General features: G+C 37.7%; 15 protein-coding genes. 3 read left to right on the plus strand and 12 right to left on the minus strand.

Features of this window, described 5'->3' with window-relative positions; all coding sequences use genetic code 11:
* On the minus strand, positions 1 to 627 hold a 627-nt coding region (locus tag ACTQZM_RS02580), incomplete at its 3' end, for a Rha family transcriptional regulator (protein ID WP_441652816.1).
* Positions 628 to 638: 11 nt separating this feature from the next.
* Positions 639 to 842, minus strand: a complete 204-nt coding sequence (locus tag ACTQZM_RS02585) for a helix-turn-helix domain-containing protein (protein ID WP_441652817.1) — start codon at positions 840 to 842, stop codon at positions 639 to 641.
* A gap of 159 nt (positions 843 to 1,001) precedes the next feature.
* Between ACTQZM_RS02585 and ACTQZM_RS02590 the strand changes: the two genes are divergently transcribed.
* Both ACTQZM_RS02590 and ACTQZM_RS02595 read left to right on the plus strand, forming a co-directional pair.
* Positions 1,002 to 1,511: a helix-turn-helix domain-containing protein gene (locus ACTQZM_RS02590; RefSeq protein ID WP_441652818.1), complete on the plus strand. Its 510-nt coding sequence runs from the start codon at positions 1,002 to 1,004 to the stop codon at positions 1,509 to 1,511.
* 1,052 nt (positions 1,512 to 2,563) lie between these two features.
* Positions 2,564 to 3,748, plus strand: a complete 1,185-nt coding sequence (locus ACTQZM_RS02595; RefSeq protein ID WP_441652819.1) for a tyrosine-type recombinase/integrase — start codon at positions 2,564 to 2,566, stop codon at positions 3,746 to 3,748.
* 249 nt (positions 3,749 to 3,997) lie between these two features.
* On the opposite strand, the gene mnmG is transcribed toward ACTQZM_RS02595, so the two are convergent.
* From mnmG to ACTQZM_RS02615, 4 genes are all read right to left on the minus strand, one after another.
* Positions 3,998 to 5,899, minus strand: coding sequence for a tRNA uridine-5-carboxymethylaminomethyl(34) synthesis enzyme MnmG (gene mnmG / locus ACTQZM_RS02600; RefSeq protein ID WP_441652820.1), 1,902 nt, complete (start codon positions 5,897 to 5,899; stop codon positions 3,998 to 4,000).
* 18 nt (positions 5,900 to 5,917) lie between these two features.
* Entirely contained in the window at positions 5,918 to 7,315 is a 1,398-nt protein-coding gene (gene mnmE, locus ACTQZM_RS02605) for a tRNA uridine-5-carboxymethylaminomethyl(34) synthesis GTPase MnmE (RefSeq protein WP_441652821.1), read from the minus strand.
* A gap of 443 nt (positions 7,316 to 7,758) precedes the next feature.
* A complete protein-coding gene (locus ACTQZM_RS02610) occupies positions 7,759 to 8,808 on the minus strand; it encodes an HpaII family restriction endonuclease (RefSeq protein ID WP_171299970.1) in 1,050 nt (349 codons plus the stop codon).
* A gap of 10 nt (positions 8,809 to 8,818) precedes the next feature.
* Positions 8,819 to 9,775, minus strand: a complete 957-nt coding sequence (locus ACTQZM_RS02615) for a DNA cytosine methyltransferase (protein ID WP_171299968.1) — start codon at positions 9,773 to 9,775, stop codon at positions 8,819 to 8,821.
* 521 nt (positions 9,776 to 10,296) lie between these two features.
* Between ACTQZM_RS02615 and ACTQZM_RS02620 the strand changes: the two genes are divergently transcribed.
* On the plus strand, positions 10,297 to 10,599 hold the full coding sequence (locus tag ACTQZM_RS02620) for a heavy metal-binding domain-containing protein (protein ID WP_016250488.1): 303 nt from the start codon (positions 10,297 to 10,299) through the stop codon (positions 10,597 to 10,599).
* A 55-nt stretch (positions 10,600 to 10,654) separates the two neighbouring features.
* Here the strand turns inward: ACTQZM_RS02620 and ACTQZM_RS02625 are convergent, their stop codons facing one another.
* The 6 genes from ACTQZM_RS02625 to rpmH all read right to left on the minus strand — a co-directional run bounded on the left by ACTQZM_RS02625 (position 10,655) and on the right by rpmH (position 14,972).
* A complete protein-coding gene (locus ACTQZM_RS02625) occupies positions 10,655 to 10,849 on the minus strand; it encodes a hypothetical protein (RefSeq protein WP_441652822.1) in 195 nt (64 codons plus the stop codon).
* Positions 10,850 to 11,085: 236 nt separating this feature from the next.
* Complete coding sequence (locus ACTQZM_RS02630) at positions 11,086 to 12,174, minus strand: glycerate kinase family protein (RefSeq protein WP_441652823.1); 1,089 nt, start codon at positions 12,172 to 12,174, stop codon at positions 11,086 to 11,088.
* A gap of 526 nt (positions 12,175 to 12,700) precedes the next feature.
* Positions 12,701 to 13,498, minus strand: coding sequence for an RNA-binding cell elongation regulator Jag/EloR (gene jag, locus ACTQZM_RS02635; RefSeq protein WP_349279439.1), 798 nt, complete (start codon positions 13,496 to 13,498; stop codon positions 12,701 to 12,703).
* Positions 13,499 to 13,510: 12 nt separating this feature from the next.
* Positions 13,511 to 14,326 carry a YidC/Oxa1 family membrane protein insertase gene (locus tag ACTQZM_RS02640; RefSeq protein ID WP_248626405.1) on the minus strand — a complete coding sequence of 272 codons (816 nt, stop codon included), beginning with the start codon at positions 14,324 to 14,326 and terminating at the stop codon, positions 13,511 to 13,513.
* A gap of 36 nt (positions 14,327 to 14,362) precedes the next feature.
* Entirely contained in the window at positions 14,363 to 14,716 is a 354-nt protein-coding gene (rnpA, locus tag ACTQZM_RS02645) for a ribonuclease P protein component (protein ID WP_016250482.1), read from the minus strand.
* Between the two features lie 121 nt (positions 14,717 to 14,837).
* Positions 14,838 to 14,972 carry a 50S ribosomal protein L34 gene (rpmH, locus tag ACTQZM_RS02650; protein WP_006703104.1) on the minus strand — a complete coding sequence of 45 codons (135 nt, stop codon included), beginning with the start codon at positions 14,970 to 14,972 and terminating at the stop codon, positions 14,838 to 14,840.
* Positions 14,973 to 15,134 lie beyond the last annotated feature (162 nt).

Consider the following 15,134-nt stretch of genomic DNA (forward strand, 5'->3'; position numbering starts at 1 on the left):
CTCCAGCGTTTCAAACTCTGCTAGCTCCTCAGCGTTTAACTCGGCTTTCTTTATGCGTCTATCGCCTGTGACTAGCTTAATAATGTTACTGTTCATTGTGGCTATATTCATACCTAGCCTTGCGCTTCCTTTATAGCGTGGGTGCTCTGCGATGGCTTGAGATAGTGCCTTTTGTGTTGGTTTGCTCGCCTCGTATTGTTGGCGGTATTTGGTCAATTCTTTCTTAATGCGTTCAAATTCATCAAGCAAAGCCATTTTATACGCTATAAACTTCTTGCCGTTGTAACCCATCGCCAAAAGGTTGAACCCTTTTTCAGTCAATAGATACATTGGATAGGTTCGCCCTCGTTCGTTGATGTATTCGGACTTGATGAAATATTGTTTCAGTTTGTTTTTAGTGATATGAATGTCTTTGTATCTTTCGTTTAATCTGTCCGTTTTTGGATTGATTATTTTTTCACTCCCCATTTTTGTGGAGTGAGATTTACTCACGGTTTCAATAATCGCTTGAATATCTCTCAAAATTGTGTCGTGTCTTTTCTCGAACCCTTTAGCAACTGTCAAACTGTCAATAGTCGCTGTGTCTTTGGTTACTTGGATGTTAAATTGATTTGTTGGTAAGTTCATCGTGCGCCCTCCTATCTCGGTTTTCTTGCATCTACTAGCCAATTAGTCAGCTTAACATAAACACTTTGGCGCACTCGGCTTACTTTTTCATTTTCGATAAGCCCTAATTGTTTTGAAGAAATGCCTATCTCTTGGCTTGCTTTTGCTAAAGTGATATTCTTTCTCGCTCGTGCTTCTCTTAACTGGGCTATCATTTCGGTTGTTAAGTCAATCATGGTTTCAGCTCCTTTTTTAAATTCTTAAATTCCGATTACAAGATATATCTTAATATCAGAATATAAGAATGTCAACAACAAAATTCTTAAATTCTGAAAATAAGATTTACTTAAGTTACAAAAAATGTTAAATTATTGAGTAGAAAGGCGGTGTTGAAGATGAATAGAATTAAAGAATTAAGGAAAAATAAAGGTGTAACTGTTAAAGAATTATCTGAAATAATCGGCATTTCTCAAAGTATGCTTTCTAATTACGAAAACGGTAATAGCAAGCCTAGAAATCAAGATACATGGGATAAGTTATCTGATTATTTCAATGTTTCAAAAGCTTATATAATGGGGCTTAGCGATTATAAAACAAGTGTTGCAAGTAGTGCACAAACTCTAAAAAAATTCGTAGAAAAAGGGGTTAGTTATCCTAAGGCTAACAGTTTAATAGCTGAATTTTTAGGCGAAAAGATGATTTTTGAATTCCAAGAAATTATGAACCTTGATAGTCAAGACCCTGAATATACAGATAAATACTTTATGATTATGGAAGCGCTAGAGGCTCTTTATGGGGCTGATGATGAAAGTAAATTATTGATATACTTTTGTTTTCTTGATAACAAACAGAAGAATGCTGTTTTGGAATTATTAGATTCTATTGTGGCAAATTACCAACCCTAACCCCCACCACATTAGCATTATAAGGCTGTATTTCTAACTACGCCCTGAGTCGGTGTTTTGCCTAGTCAGATATTTATTATTACGCCCTAAGTTCAACTTATACGGTGAACAACTCATTCAGCGTTTCTATTTGATAACTGTTAGTCAAAATTGACTTATAGTTTTTTTGCGTGACGGGTTGAAATATCCTGTCATGATGTGTTTTATAGGTTTTTCCGTTTTTTCGGATAAAGTCAATTCTTAGGTTTTCTGAGGTATTACCCTGATGTCTCACCTACCGTTTCGGTACTTTAGAATTTACCTGATGCACTAATTCGGTGCATGGGGGTAGCGTTTTGCGACTCCCTAAAATGAGGACTCATGTTTTAACCTGTACCCTAAATTAGGGCGGTGTTTGCCTAGCTGATAGAACAATTCGTTCGGTCAGATATGCTATGAAGTCGTAACTACGCACCAATGTACTTACAACTACGGAGGTACAAGGGTAGTTATAACTACGGTTGTTCCTAAATGGTGCAACGTTGCACTATTTGAAATTGTAAATTGTTTTTCTAGCACTGTTAACCGGCTCAAATTTGTACCCGTTGCTAAATGTTGCAACGTGTCAACATTTGAAATTATGCAACGTTACAAAATTCCTAACGTTTGGAAATTTCGGCATAAGTGTCGAAAATTCGCAAGATGTTGCGATGTCTATACTTCCCCAGATTATCGGGGAAACCTTCCCCAACTTACCAGGAAACTTCTCCACTCGTGGGGAATTATTTAAAAAGTTAGGTTTTATTAGGTTGGCCGTTCATTTTCTCACGGTTCGCTCTCGGTTCGTTTGAATACCTGCGTTTTATTGCATCGCGTTGAATTGTTATTATATATGTCAATTTCTCGCTGTTCACTCGCTGTTCATTTCTCGATGTCGGTTATTTGGTTTCTCGGGCTTCACTCGGGCTTCAAGGGTTACGATCAGCATTAATTGCACCATCGCCATCATTAAATATTTTAGTCATTCCACTTTTTTCTTGTGTACGCTCGATTTTAAGAAAGGACTGGAAACAATGGCAACTTTTAAGAAATACACAAAAGGCGATGGCACTTATTGGCAATTTAGGGCATATCTTGGCACTGATGAAGCAACGGGCAAACGTATTTCAACCACAAGAAGGGGCTTCAAGACTGAGAGAGAAGCGAAGAAGGCGTACAAGCAACTGTTAATTGACTACGAAAAAAACGGCGGTCTGAATAGCAAACCAACCGTAAACATAAAGACCTTTGAAGAGCTTTATAATTTATGGCTAGAAAGCTATCAAACCACCGTTAAAGAAAGTACATTTAACAACACCAAGCACTTCTTTGATAAGCACATTTTGCCATCTTTAGGCAAATACAAATTTGATAAAATCAGTATACCACAAGCACAAAAAGCTGTGAATGAGTGGGCTAAAAAAGTTAAAAGCTATGGTTTGTTTTTATCTTACTGTAAATCTGTAATGAATTATGGTATTTCTTTAGAATTACTTAAAGAAAACCCATTTAACCATGTTATCAAACCTAAAAAGAAAGATACCGATGTGTTAAAAGAGTTAGAAAAAAGCGACGAAAATTTTTTCACTAAAGATGAATTACAAAAGATTTTGAATTATCTAGATGAACAAGCAAAAATAGGCGATGAGTTACAAAGGCATGATAATTACTTAAATTACGCTATTATTCGCTTACTTGCTTTCAGCGGTTTGCGCATCAATGAAGCCCTAGCGTTACAATGGTCTGATGTTAGCTTTACTGATTACACGATCAGCATTACTAAAGCAATGTCTAGATGTAAAGGTGGATACAAACCATCAACACCAAAGACTAAAGCAAGTATTAGAACAATTCCGATAGATAGCACCACCATTCAAATATTAAAGGCATGGCGTACTATCCATAAAGAAATGCTATTCATGAATGGCAAGCGGTCTGAATATATTTTTTCTAGTTTTGAAGGTGTACCCCGTCATATTCGTACAATTGAAAAGATGTTAGATAAAACAATTGAAGCTGTCGGGGTTAAGCGCATCACTTTGCACGGATTGAGGCATACTCATGCTAGTTTGCTATTTGCTAGTGGTGTATCAATCAAAGAAGTGCAAACACGGCTAGGGCATTCAGATATTGAAACAACTATGAACATTTATATTCATGTTACACAAGAGCAACAAACAGAAACAGTTGAAAAACTCGCTAAATTTGCAAACTTCTAGCAAACAAAAAATATCATCGCCATACCTAAATTTTAAGGCGTGGCGATGGTATAATTTGGCTCGTGATGTTCAAAATGATGTTCATTAGTTGGAAAAGTGTTTTTATTGCTGATATATCAACAACCGTGAAATGCAATTCGTCTTACATCTTTAATAACGGATGGAAGAAAGAAAATGTCAAAAAAATTTTGAAAAAAAATAAAAAAATCCTCAACTAGCATCAAACTAGCTGAGGAAAGTTAGGATAGATTACGCTTCTGGTTGAATTTTGGCAATTTTTCCTTGTTCGATATAAACCATCAAAATAGAGATATCAGAAGGGTTGACGCCACTGATACGACTCGCTTGGGCAATGGTTTCCGGACGAATTTTAGATAATTTTTGACGGGCTTCGGTTGCTAGACTATTGATCGCATCATAGTCGATATTTTCTGGAATACGTTTGGCTTCCATGCGTTTTAATTTTTCGACTTTATCTAGAGCCTTCTTGATATAACCTTCATATTTGATTTGAATTTCGACTTGCTCGATTTCTTTATTGGTTAACTCAGGACCCGCTGGAATAAATTGCGTTAATTCTAAGTAGCTAACTTCTGGACGGCGTAGGAAATCCAGGGCTAAGACGCCATCTTTTAAGGCCGCTGCTTGCTTTTGAGCTAAAAATTCATTGATTTCTTTGGTTGGTTTTAAGCGAATTTCACTTAAACGTTTGATTTCTGCTTCGATATTGGCTTTTTTCGCTAAGTAGGCTTGGTATTGGTCTTCTTTGACTAAGCCGATTGCATGCCCCATTTCAGTTAGGCGCAAATCTGCATTATCATGACGCAAAATCAAGCGGTATTCAGCACGTGAAGTCAATAAACGATAAGGTTCGTTGGTGCCTTTTGTGACTAAATCATCAATCATCACACCGATATAGCCATCTGAACGACTTAATACAAATGGTTCTTTGCCTTGGACTTTCAATGCAGCGTTAATTCCGGCAATCAACCCTTGGCCGGCTGCTTCTTCATAACCACTGGTACCGTTTGTTTGGCCAGCAGTGAAAAGATTGGCAATTTTTTTCGTTTCAAGCGTTGGGCGCAATTGGTGAGGGACAACCACATCATATTCAATAGCATAACCTGTACGCATCATTTCCGCTTTTTCTAATCCAGCAATTGAGTGCAACATTTTCAATTGGACATCTTCAGGTAGCGAAGTAGAAAAGCCTTGTACGTAAACTTCTTCATTTTCTAGTCCTTCTGGTTCTAGGAAGAGTTGGTGGCGTGGTTTATCGTTAAAGCGCACAATCTTATCTTCAATCGATGGACAGTAACGCGCACCGACCCCTTTCACAATGCCGGTAAACATAGGCGCACGATGTAAGTTTTCTTGAATAATTTCATGGGTGCGTTTATTGGTATAGGTCAACCAACATGGTACTTGTTCTTGTTTATAGGCACTATCTGGCGTTGAGAAACTGAAATGGTTAGGTGTGGTATCGCCTGGTTGAATTTCAGTCACTGAGTAATCAATCGTGCTTGATTTGACGCGTGGTGGGGTACCGGTTTTAAAACGTGTGATTTCCAAACCTAATTCTTTCAAATGATCAGCAAGGCCAATGGATGGTTGCGAATTGTTTGGTCCGGATGAATATTTTAATTCCCCAATAATAATTTCTCCGCGTAATGCCGTACCAGTCGTGATGACTACCGCTTTTGCATCATATCGCGCACCTGTTGAAGTCACTACCCCTTTGCAGACATTATCTTCAACAATTAAACGTTCGACGATACCTTGACGCAAAGTAAGGTTTTCTTCTAATTCAATGGTATGTTTCATCGCGCGGTGGTAAGCATGTTTGTCTGCTTGTGCTCGTAATGCGCGGACAGCTGGCCCTTTCCCGGTGTTTAACATACGCATTTGGATATAGGTTTTGTCGATATTTTTTCCCATTTCGCCGCCGAGTGCATCGATTTCGCGCACGACCACGCCTTTTGCTGGGCCACCGACAGAAGGATTACATGGCATAAAAGCGACCATGTCTAAATTGATGGTAACTAATAGGGTTTTGTTTCCCATACGACTACTTGCTAAAGCTGCTTCACAACCCGCATGACCGGCACCGACAACGATGACATCATACGAACCTGCTTGATATTCTTCCATTGATTTGTTCACCTCTTGTTATTTTCCTAGACAGAATTGACTGAATAATTGTGTGATTAATTCATCTTGAACACTTTCACCCGTGATTTCTCCTAATAGATCCCAACAACGGGTTAAATCCATTTGTACTAAATCGACGGGCATCCCTGCATCAATGCCATTCTCCACTTCTTTTAGACTGGCTAGTGCTTGTTCTAAAAGGGAAATATGACGCGTATTGGAGACATAAGATGCTTCTTTGGATTGGGTTTGACCGGCGAAAAATAGGTCTTTAATGGCTTGTTCTAATTGCTCCAAACCATCTTGGGCCAACACGGAAATCGCAAAAACTGGGCTATCTTGGGCCACTTCTTGTAATTGTGCGCGGTCTAAAGCACTTGGTAAATCTGTTTTATTGAGCAAAATGATACGCTTGGATTGTTTGGTTAAATCTAATAGCGCTAAATCTTCTTTGGTTAGTGCTTCGGCTTGGTTTAAGACTAACAATACCAAATCGGCTTGTTGGAGGGCTTTTTTACTGCGCTCCACTCCGATTTTTTCCACGACATCTTCTGTTTGACGAATGCCGGCTGTATCAATCAGTTTCAGTGGTACGCCATTGACATTGACATATTCTTCGATGACATCGCGCGTCGTTCCGGCAATGTCAGTGACAATCGCTTTTTCTTCGTCCAATAAATAGTTTAATAGACTGGATTTCCCAACATTTGGCCGGCCGATAATCGCTGTCTGCAAGCCTTCACGCAAAATTTTTCCTTGCGTGGCGGTCTTTAGCAGCTGTTCGATTTTTTCTTCTATATGTTTGGCCGTGTTTAGCATCAACTGGCTGGTCATCTCTTCTACATCATCGTATTCTGGATAATCGATATTGACTTCAACTTGCGCCAGGGTTTCCAAAATTTCTTGACGTAAACTTTTAATCAAAGTCGATAAGCGTCCTTCTAATTGTTGGTAGGCCATTTGCATCGATTGGTCGGTTTTGGCTTGGATAAGGTCCATCACCGCTTCAGCTTGCGATAAGTCGATACGGCCATTTAAAAAAGCGCGTTTGGTAAATTCACCTGGTTCAGCAAGGCGGGCACCTTTGCGTAAAACCAGTTGTAAAATTTGATTGGTAACGACCATCCCACCGTGACAGTTGATTTCGATGATGTCTTCGCGAGTAAATGTTTTCGGTGCTTTTAAGACGCTGACCATGACTTCATCTAGAAATCCTTCTCGTTTGTCGTCATAGATATGGCCATAATGAATGGTATGGCTGTCGACTGGGCTGAGTTTTTTCTTGCCAGCGACAAATATTTCATCGGCAATCTCTAACGCTTGGCTCCCACTTAGGCGCACCATGCTGATGGCTCCTTCGCCGGGTGCTGTCGAAATCGCTGCAATCGTATCAAATTCTTTGGTAATCTGATCCATATTCTCCTCCGTTAATAATAAAACTACTACAAACCTACTAAATCAAACAGACTCAAGCGCGTGAAATAGGCTGTCAGCTAGGTAGATATTAGGGACTTTCCCGACGTTCTGGACAGACCTTATCCGCTCGTAGCTGACCGAGTCGCTTCACATCCTTTTAATCGGCGTTCAGCAGCTAGACATTGTGAAATTCGCCCTCCCACTTGCAAAAATCTCCTTTCATCCGATTTTCTCAGCGTGAGGTAAACACACGAATTTCTTCGAGGCTTCCCGAGCTGCTTTGCGACCTAACTAAAAAAGTGCCCACTCCACCTATTGTTTTCTCATAAATGAAAAGTAATAGGTAGACGAGCACTTTGACTGCCTGTCTGATTGAATTCGTTTGTAGATTATCATAGTTTCACGCAAAATTCAAGACAAAAGCGAAAAATAAAGATTTAACATTAAATAAACCTAATTTGTGAAGTTAGCCTAAGCATAGTTGTCGTATCTGTTGAAAATAGTATTCCCGCCCCTGTTCTACTTGAAGAAGGTGAATCAAACCTCGTATGTTTATATAAATATTCTTTTAATCTATTCCTATCGTATATATGGTAACAGACTATTTCTCCATCTTTTTTTACAATAATATAGCCACCATTAGCTTCATCCAAACCACTCCACTTAGTTTTTGGAACCATTCCAAGTGCAATTGCAACAAGTAAATCTTTAACCTTATATTCTACTAGTTCTTTATCTTCATAATAATGTTTACAATAATAATTTACAACATCTTCTACTCTCTTACCTTGAACAAAGTATGAACATAAAAATAAATTACTAAAGATTTCAGGCATTCTGAAATCTATCATACTTAAATTATGTGAAAATGTTGTATCCGCTAATCTAGAGAATTCTAGATTAATATTTTTTTCCTTCAAAAATAAAAGTCTATCTTTTATCTTTTGTTTTCCAGAGATACTATTTACTTTTTCTACAATATCAGTAGACAATTTTTCTGATGTAGTAAACTCTGACACAGTAGCTCCTGAAGCATTCAATAATGTTGGTGTATTACCAAGATACGACTTAATGCTGAAATCAATTACTGGCTTAAACCCCGTAAACTCATCATGTATTTGAATAGTAATATCACCTTTACTTGTACTTTTAGCTTTAATATTTTTTATACCAATTTTTTCTAAAAAAGAAGCTATATTAGGAATCTCGAAGCTACTTCCTTTTGCAGCTTTAATATTTTCTAATAATCGTGGTGCTTCTTTCAAAAATTCATTTATAGAAACTGAATATGACTCATTTTCAGTATTAATTATTATCTGACCGTCATCATTGTTTCTAACATATTCCACATTATCTCGAATAACTTTTAATATCACATAAAAGGTATTCTCTATTTTTTGTAAATTCTCATCTGCTGCATAAATTTTCCCTTCAGCTAGTGCAGAAAAAAATACATATAATTCAGACCATTCACCTTTATTAAATTTTTTCATAGCAAATTCCTCACAAATTAGATACTAACTTCATTTTTTTTGAAGTTGAAATAAAAAATGCCTTTTTCATCTCATCTGCAACTGCTTTTATCATTGGAACAGCAACAGAATTACCAAATTGTCTATACATTTGAGTTCGACTAACCGGAACAATAAATTCGTCTGGAAATCCCATCAATCTTTTACATTCTAATTGAGAGAATAATCTTACACCTGTTTCTCCATCTTTCACAAAAGTGCCTGTAAGTCTTTGAATTTTATGGTAACTTGCTACTAAGGTCTTTACTTGAATAGTTGAATTATAATCAACTAACTGAGGTTTTCCATCATCTTTTTTAAATAAATAACTTGATTGTAAATGTTCAGAAATAGCGTACCCCTTCACATTTTTTTCCAATATAGAATTAATTGGTATACGTATCATCGGATTGCCTTCAGGAATTTCAAAATCTACTATTCCCAAACTTTCATGAAATCCTACAATTACTACTCTCTTTCTCACCTGAGGCAACCCAAAATTTTGGGCATCTAGCACTTTCCAATACACTTTATAACCGTTGTTCTTTAATGATTCTATTATTATTTCAAATGTTTTTCCTTCTTGAATCGTCAATAACCCTTGAACATTCTCCAATAAAAACATTTTGGGTTTATGGTATTTAAGAATTCGTAGTACGTCGAAAAATAAAGTACCCTGTGTTGCATGTTCAAAACCTTCCCTCTTTCCAATGCTCGAAAAAGGTTGACAAGGAAAACCTGCTAATAAAACATCATGATTTGGAATATCCTTTTCAGAAATTTTAGTAATATCTCCAAAAGGAATTTCGTTAAAATTTGCCTCATATGTTTGTACAGCAAATTTATCCCATTCCGAACTAAAAACACACTTCGTACTTTCATCTTCAAAACCTTGCCGAATTCCCCCTATTCCGGCAAACAAATCTATAAACTTTAAAGTATTGTGCATATCTTCTTCGTCCTTTTTATTATAGTTAAATGATAGGTTACATAAGATTCTATCATAGATATGAACTTAATTCAAAGTTAACGAAGAAACATCAGTTCGCAAAAACAGCAACTCTATTTCATTTAGTATTATTGTAAAAAAATTAAGATTGAGCAAAAGCAAGAAAATAATAATTCATAATGAATATTTTGTAATTTAATATTTATAATTTAATAGCAATAAAAATAAATGATCTATTAGTTATATTCCACAAAAAAATGCTAGCTAGAGAAATACGACACGCAAAATAATTAAAAAATTCGAGATGAAGAATAATGGAAAGCATTCAATTTGAGGACTTTTTCAACAAGAATTAGACAAAGTACGCAATAATCTTCATCTACAAAAATGCGAGAAAAACTTGATTTCATCAGGTTTTGACGTTTCCTTAAACTGAGCAATTGTAAAACTTAGATGTTGCTTGTCAATTTGAACAAAAAGTCATAAAATAAAGGTAAATCAAGGAAAGTGAGGGATTGCTCATGAATGAAGAATCTCATATCTTATTATCTACTGGCAATGTCAATCGGCCTTATATTGTCCGTGATATCGCCTTTGCTACGGAAACTTTCGATAGCGATGTATTCAACAAATCCGAGGACTTAAATGCTTTATTAGCAGGCGTCAAGGAACAATTAAAAAAACGTGCGGATGAATATGGTGCCAGTGCGGTAATCAACTGCCACTTTGACCACAACCACATCAACACGCCAGACGGTAAACAATATATTAAGATTTTTGCCTATGGAACCATTGTACAATACACACAAACAACAATTGGTTAATAACTAAAAAGCCAGAGGAGAACCCTGTAAATCGCGTTTTCCTCTGGTTTAATTTTTATGCTTTCTCCTCATTATTTTTGATATAACGACTGAATTTGTACCATTGCAAAATAATTTGCGCGGCTAGTAATCCCATCATCGCAAAGTAGTACCAACGTCTATCTTCCTGAACCACACGATAGATGAACAGCGTAATCATGATTTGAAAAAGCAGAATAGACAAAAATGACGAAAAGATTTGTTTTTTCATGGCAACTTTCCCCTTTCTAAAATAAAACCGTTTTCAATATTATATCATAACTACTTTTTATCTGTCACTTTAAAACACAAGCAGCTTTACACCATTGAAATCAGGAAAAATAAAAAAACAGAGAATGACTCGTACGATACGGTCTTCCTCTGCCTTTTTTGAATGGAAAAATTGCCCATTCATTGATAAGAATGATTACCCTATGAATATACTGACTTTTCCTTTAAATGTCAAACCTATCTGAAAAATACCCGACAAACCATCTGTGCTTGTCTAGTGATTTGCGTTAAGGTGTAGTCTTTATCCATCGCCTGAGCTAACGGGACCAACTGCGAATGGATGCTAAAACTGGCCAAAAGTACCTCTGACATTTGCCCCAAATCTTCACCTAAAGCCCCACATAGCGCAATTGTAGGGACCTGGTATTGGTTGGCTATCTGTGCCACACCAAATGGAACTTTACCAAAAGCGGTTTGTGCATCCATCTTACCCTCGCCAGTAATCACCAAATCAGCACCGGCAATATGGGTGGCTAATTGCGTCAACTCACTGATTTTTTGAAAGCCTGGCGTAATTTGACCGCCTAAAAGCACCAAAGCACCTCCAAGCCCGCCTGCAGCTCCAGTCCCAGGAATTTGCTGCAAATCAATGCCTTGTGTTTGCTTAAGAAAATCAACTATTCTTTGTGCTTGTTTAGCCTGTTCATTCAAATAAGTCGGATTGCCCCCTTTTTGCGGACCAAATATTATACTAAAACCCGAACGTCCGGCATAAGGATTGGTCACGTCGGATAAAATCGTCAGCTGCACCTGGCTAAAATCTGCCATCTCGCTAAAATCTAGCTGCGAAAAAGCCATCAAATCCGCGCCCTTCACACCTAAACCCGCCAAGAGCCCCATCCCGCCATCAGAAGTCCCACTACCGCCTAGACAAATGATGATTTCAGTGACCTTGCGTTTCAAAGCATCTAATAATAATGCCGCCAAGCCAAATGTACTGGCTCGTTGAATCGTGTCCATGCTTGGAGTAATTTTATCAATGCCGACTACTTCTGCCACCTCAATTACCGCGATATCTTGACTCAATAAATAGTTGGCCGTGATAGGACGGTTTAATAAATCCACCGTGGCCACTTGGATGAATTCACCGCCTAATGCCTCATAAATCGCCTGCATACTTCCTTCGCCACCATCGGCAATCGCTTGGCAAGTCACGCTTATTTGCGGATTATATTGTGCAATGCCTTGTTTGACCGCTGCATTTAATTCTGCACTCGTCGCACACCCTTTATATGAATCAATCGCCACTACAACTTTTTTTACCATCGCTATGTTCCTTTATCATTTATAATTTCTTCAAGGCTTCCCGAGCTGCCTCACAACTTAGATTTACAACCTAATGAACGGTGTTTGGCAGCTAGACATTGTGAAATTCGCCCTCCCACTTGCAAAAATCTCCTTTCATCCGATTTTCGCAGTGGTAGGTAAGCACACGAATTTCTTCATGTCTTCCCAAGCTACCTCACAACCTTGATTGACGGTGTAAATCGACTAGCTACTTCGGCGTATAAGCCACCCCGTCTGGGAAAGTCTTAACTTTTGGGACTTTCCCGACGTGTTGGACAAACTTATCCTTATCGGTATCAATCAACTAAATACTCGGAAAATTCACCCTACTGCTTAAGAAAATCTCCTTTCATCCGATTTTCTAAGCAGTAGGTAACACATGAATTTTCTCGTATTTGCCCAAGTTGATTGATATCCTTTTGCTCGTAGCTGATCAAGTCGATTTACAACCTTATAAAAAAACGAGTATGTGCCTACATTCTTGCCACATACTCGTCATTGTTTTTTATAAAGTTTTCACTGGTTCAACCACTAAATAACGATAAGGTTCATCGCCTTCTGAATGGGTTTGAACATATGGCACGTTGCTTAAAGCCGCATGAATTTGTTTTCTTTCAAAAGCTGGCATTGGCTCTAAGAAAACTGGACGTTGACTGCGTTTGACTTGTTGTGCGGTACGATCAGCCAAACGTTTCAAAATCGCTTGACGTTTTTCACGATAATCCCCCACATTTAAAACAACAGATAATTTATTTTTAGCGATGCGGTGAACGTAAACTTGCACCAAATATTGTAACGCATTTAAAGTCTTGCCGTGTTTGCCAATTAAAATCCCTTGTTTTTTCGTATCTAATTGGAAAATCACTACACCATCTTCGCGTTTCATACGTACTAAAGCAGGTGCCCCTAATTTTTGACTTACTTCTGTCACATAGATAGCCACTTTTTTCAAGGCTTCTTCATCGCTTAGACCATCGTTTTCCAATGTTTCTTGGCTAGGCGCTGCATTTTCCTCAACTTCTTCAACGGCTACTTCTGCAGTTTCTTCTTGTACATTTTCTTCAGGAGTCTCCGTCATGACTTCTTTGATTTCTTCAACGATTTTTTCTGGTACCACTACTTCTTCTGTAGTTTCAGACACAACTGGCTCGATTTTGACTTGGGCATTTTTGCGGCCCATTCCTAAAAAGCCTTTTTTCCCTTCATCGATGACTTCAATGGCTACTTGCTCTTTGCTTAATCCTAAATCTTTTAAACCAATTGCAATTGCTTCATCTACCGTCGTTCCTACATAAACTGACATATGAAAGCCTCCTTATTTTTTCAATTTCTTCTTCATCGCTTTTTGTAAGGCACGTTTTTTCGCCCGTTCAGCACGAATTTTTTCCTCGCGCTCTTTTTTGATTTTGAATGGATTATTAATCAATAACGTTTGCACCACTTGGAAAGCATTGGAAACCGCCCAGTACAAGGCAACCCCACTGGCCAAGTTCACACCCATTGCTAAAATCATCAACGGCATGAAGTACGTCATAATCTTCATACTTGGATTTGACTGCACTTGGCTCATGCTTGAAAGATACATACTACCAAATGTAAAGACTGCCGCTAAGATCGGTAAAATGTAGTACGGGTCTTTTTGTCCGAGATGCAACCATAAAAATTCGCCTTGTTGTAAAGCCGGCACACGTGATAATGCTTGCCACAATGCCGTTAAGATTGGCAACTGAATGAGTAATGGCAAACATCCAAGATAAGGATTCGCACCATTTTCGGAATATAGTCTTGAGGTTTCTTCACGTAATTTATTTTGCGTTTCGATATCTTTAGACGCATATTTTTCTTGCAGTGCTTTTAACTGTGGCTGCAATTCTTGAACTTTTTGCATGCTCTTCATTTGCATACTCATCAATGGGAATAATAACAAACGGATAATCAAGGTAAAGATGATAATCCCCATTCCCGTATTGCCAAACGAAAGAAACTCAATCGCCTTAGCAAAATAATAAACAATATAACGGTCCCAAATGCCGGTACTATTGACACTGACTTCACTTGTCCCACAAGCACTTAGGAATAATACCATTGCTGCTAGACTCGACAGCAATATCATGCGCTTACTTTTTTTCACTCAATTTTTTCCACCCTTCATGCAATTTAACACATCTTATGCGTTATTTTCTTCTTGATAAATTTTGGCAAGTTTTAACACATGCTTCAAATTGGAGTAAATCTCAGCAGATGGCAAGTCCGCACAACTCGCCCTGGCAATCACGATAAAATCGATATCGCTTCTCAACTGATCTTTCATTTGATAAATACTCGCACGAATTTTTCGCTTCACCGCATTTCTTGTGACCGCATTGCCGACTTTTTTACCAACGGATAGGCCGACACGAAAATGAGGCTGCTCTGGTTTTTCGATAAAATAAACCACAAAGCGACGATTCGCAAATGAAGCACCTTGATTAAAAACCCTTTGAAATTCGGATTCTTTCTTCACTCGATACGATTTTCTCATAATTCGTCTAATCAATTCCTTTTTTTCTTACTCACTTGACTATTCTAACATATTTTATAGACAATCTTCATCCTATTTATGTAAAAATGGGCAAAAAAAAACCACTGTGTAATCCAGTGGCTTAAGCAGCTAAAACTTTTCTGCCTTTACGACGACGGCTAGCTAATACGCGACGACCGTTTTTAGTACTCATACGTTTACGGAATCCGTGAACTTTTTGACGTTTACGTTTGTTTGGTTGATAAGTTCTTTTCATATTTTACACCTCCAAAAAGAGTCTTTTTCTGCTATTTATACGACATACTAACTCAGTATAACGAGTCAAACGCCATTTTGTCAACTAAAATTTGAGTTTTACGCTTGAAAATTTCTCAAAATCATTACTTATTTAGAAAAAAATGTTTTTTCATTCTTACCA

Origin of the sequence: Enterococcus cecorum (genome assembly GCF_052119425.1) — a bacterium.
Lineage (GTDB): Bacteria > Bacillota > Bacilli > Lactobacillales > Enterococcaceae > Enterococcus_E > Enterococcus_E cecorum_C.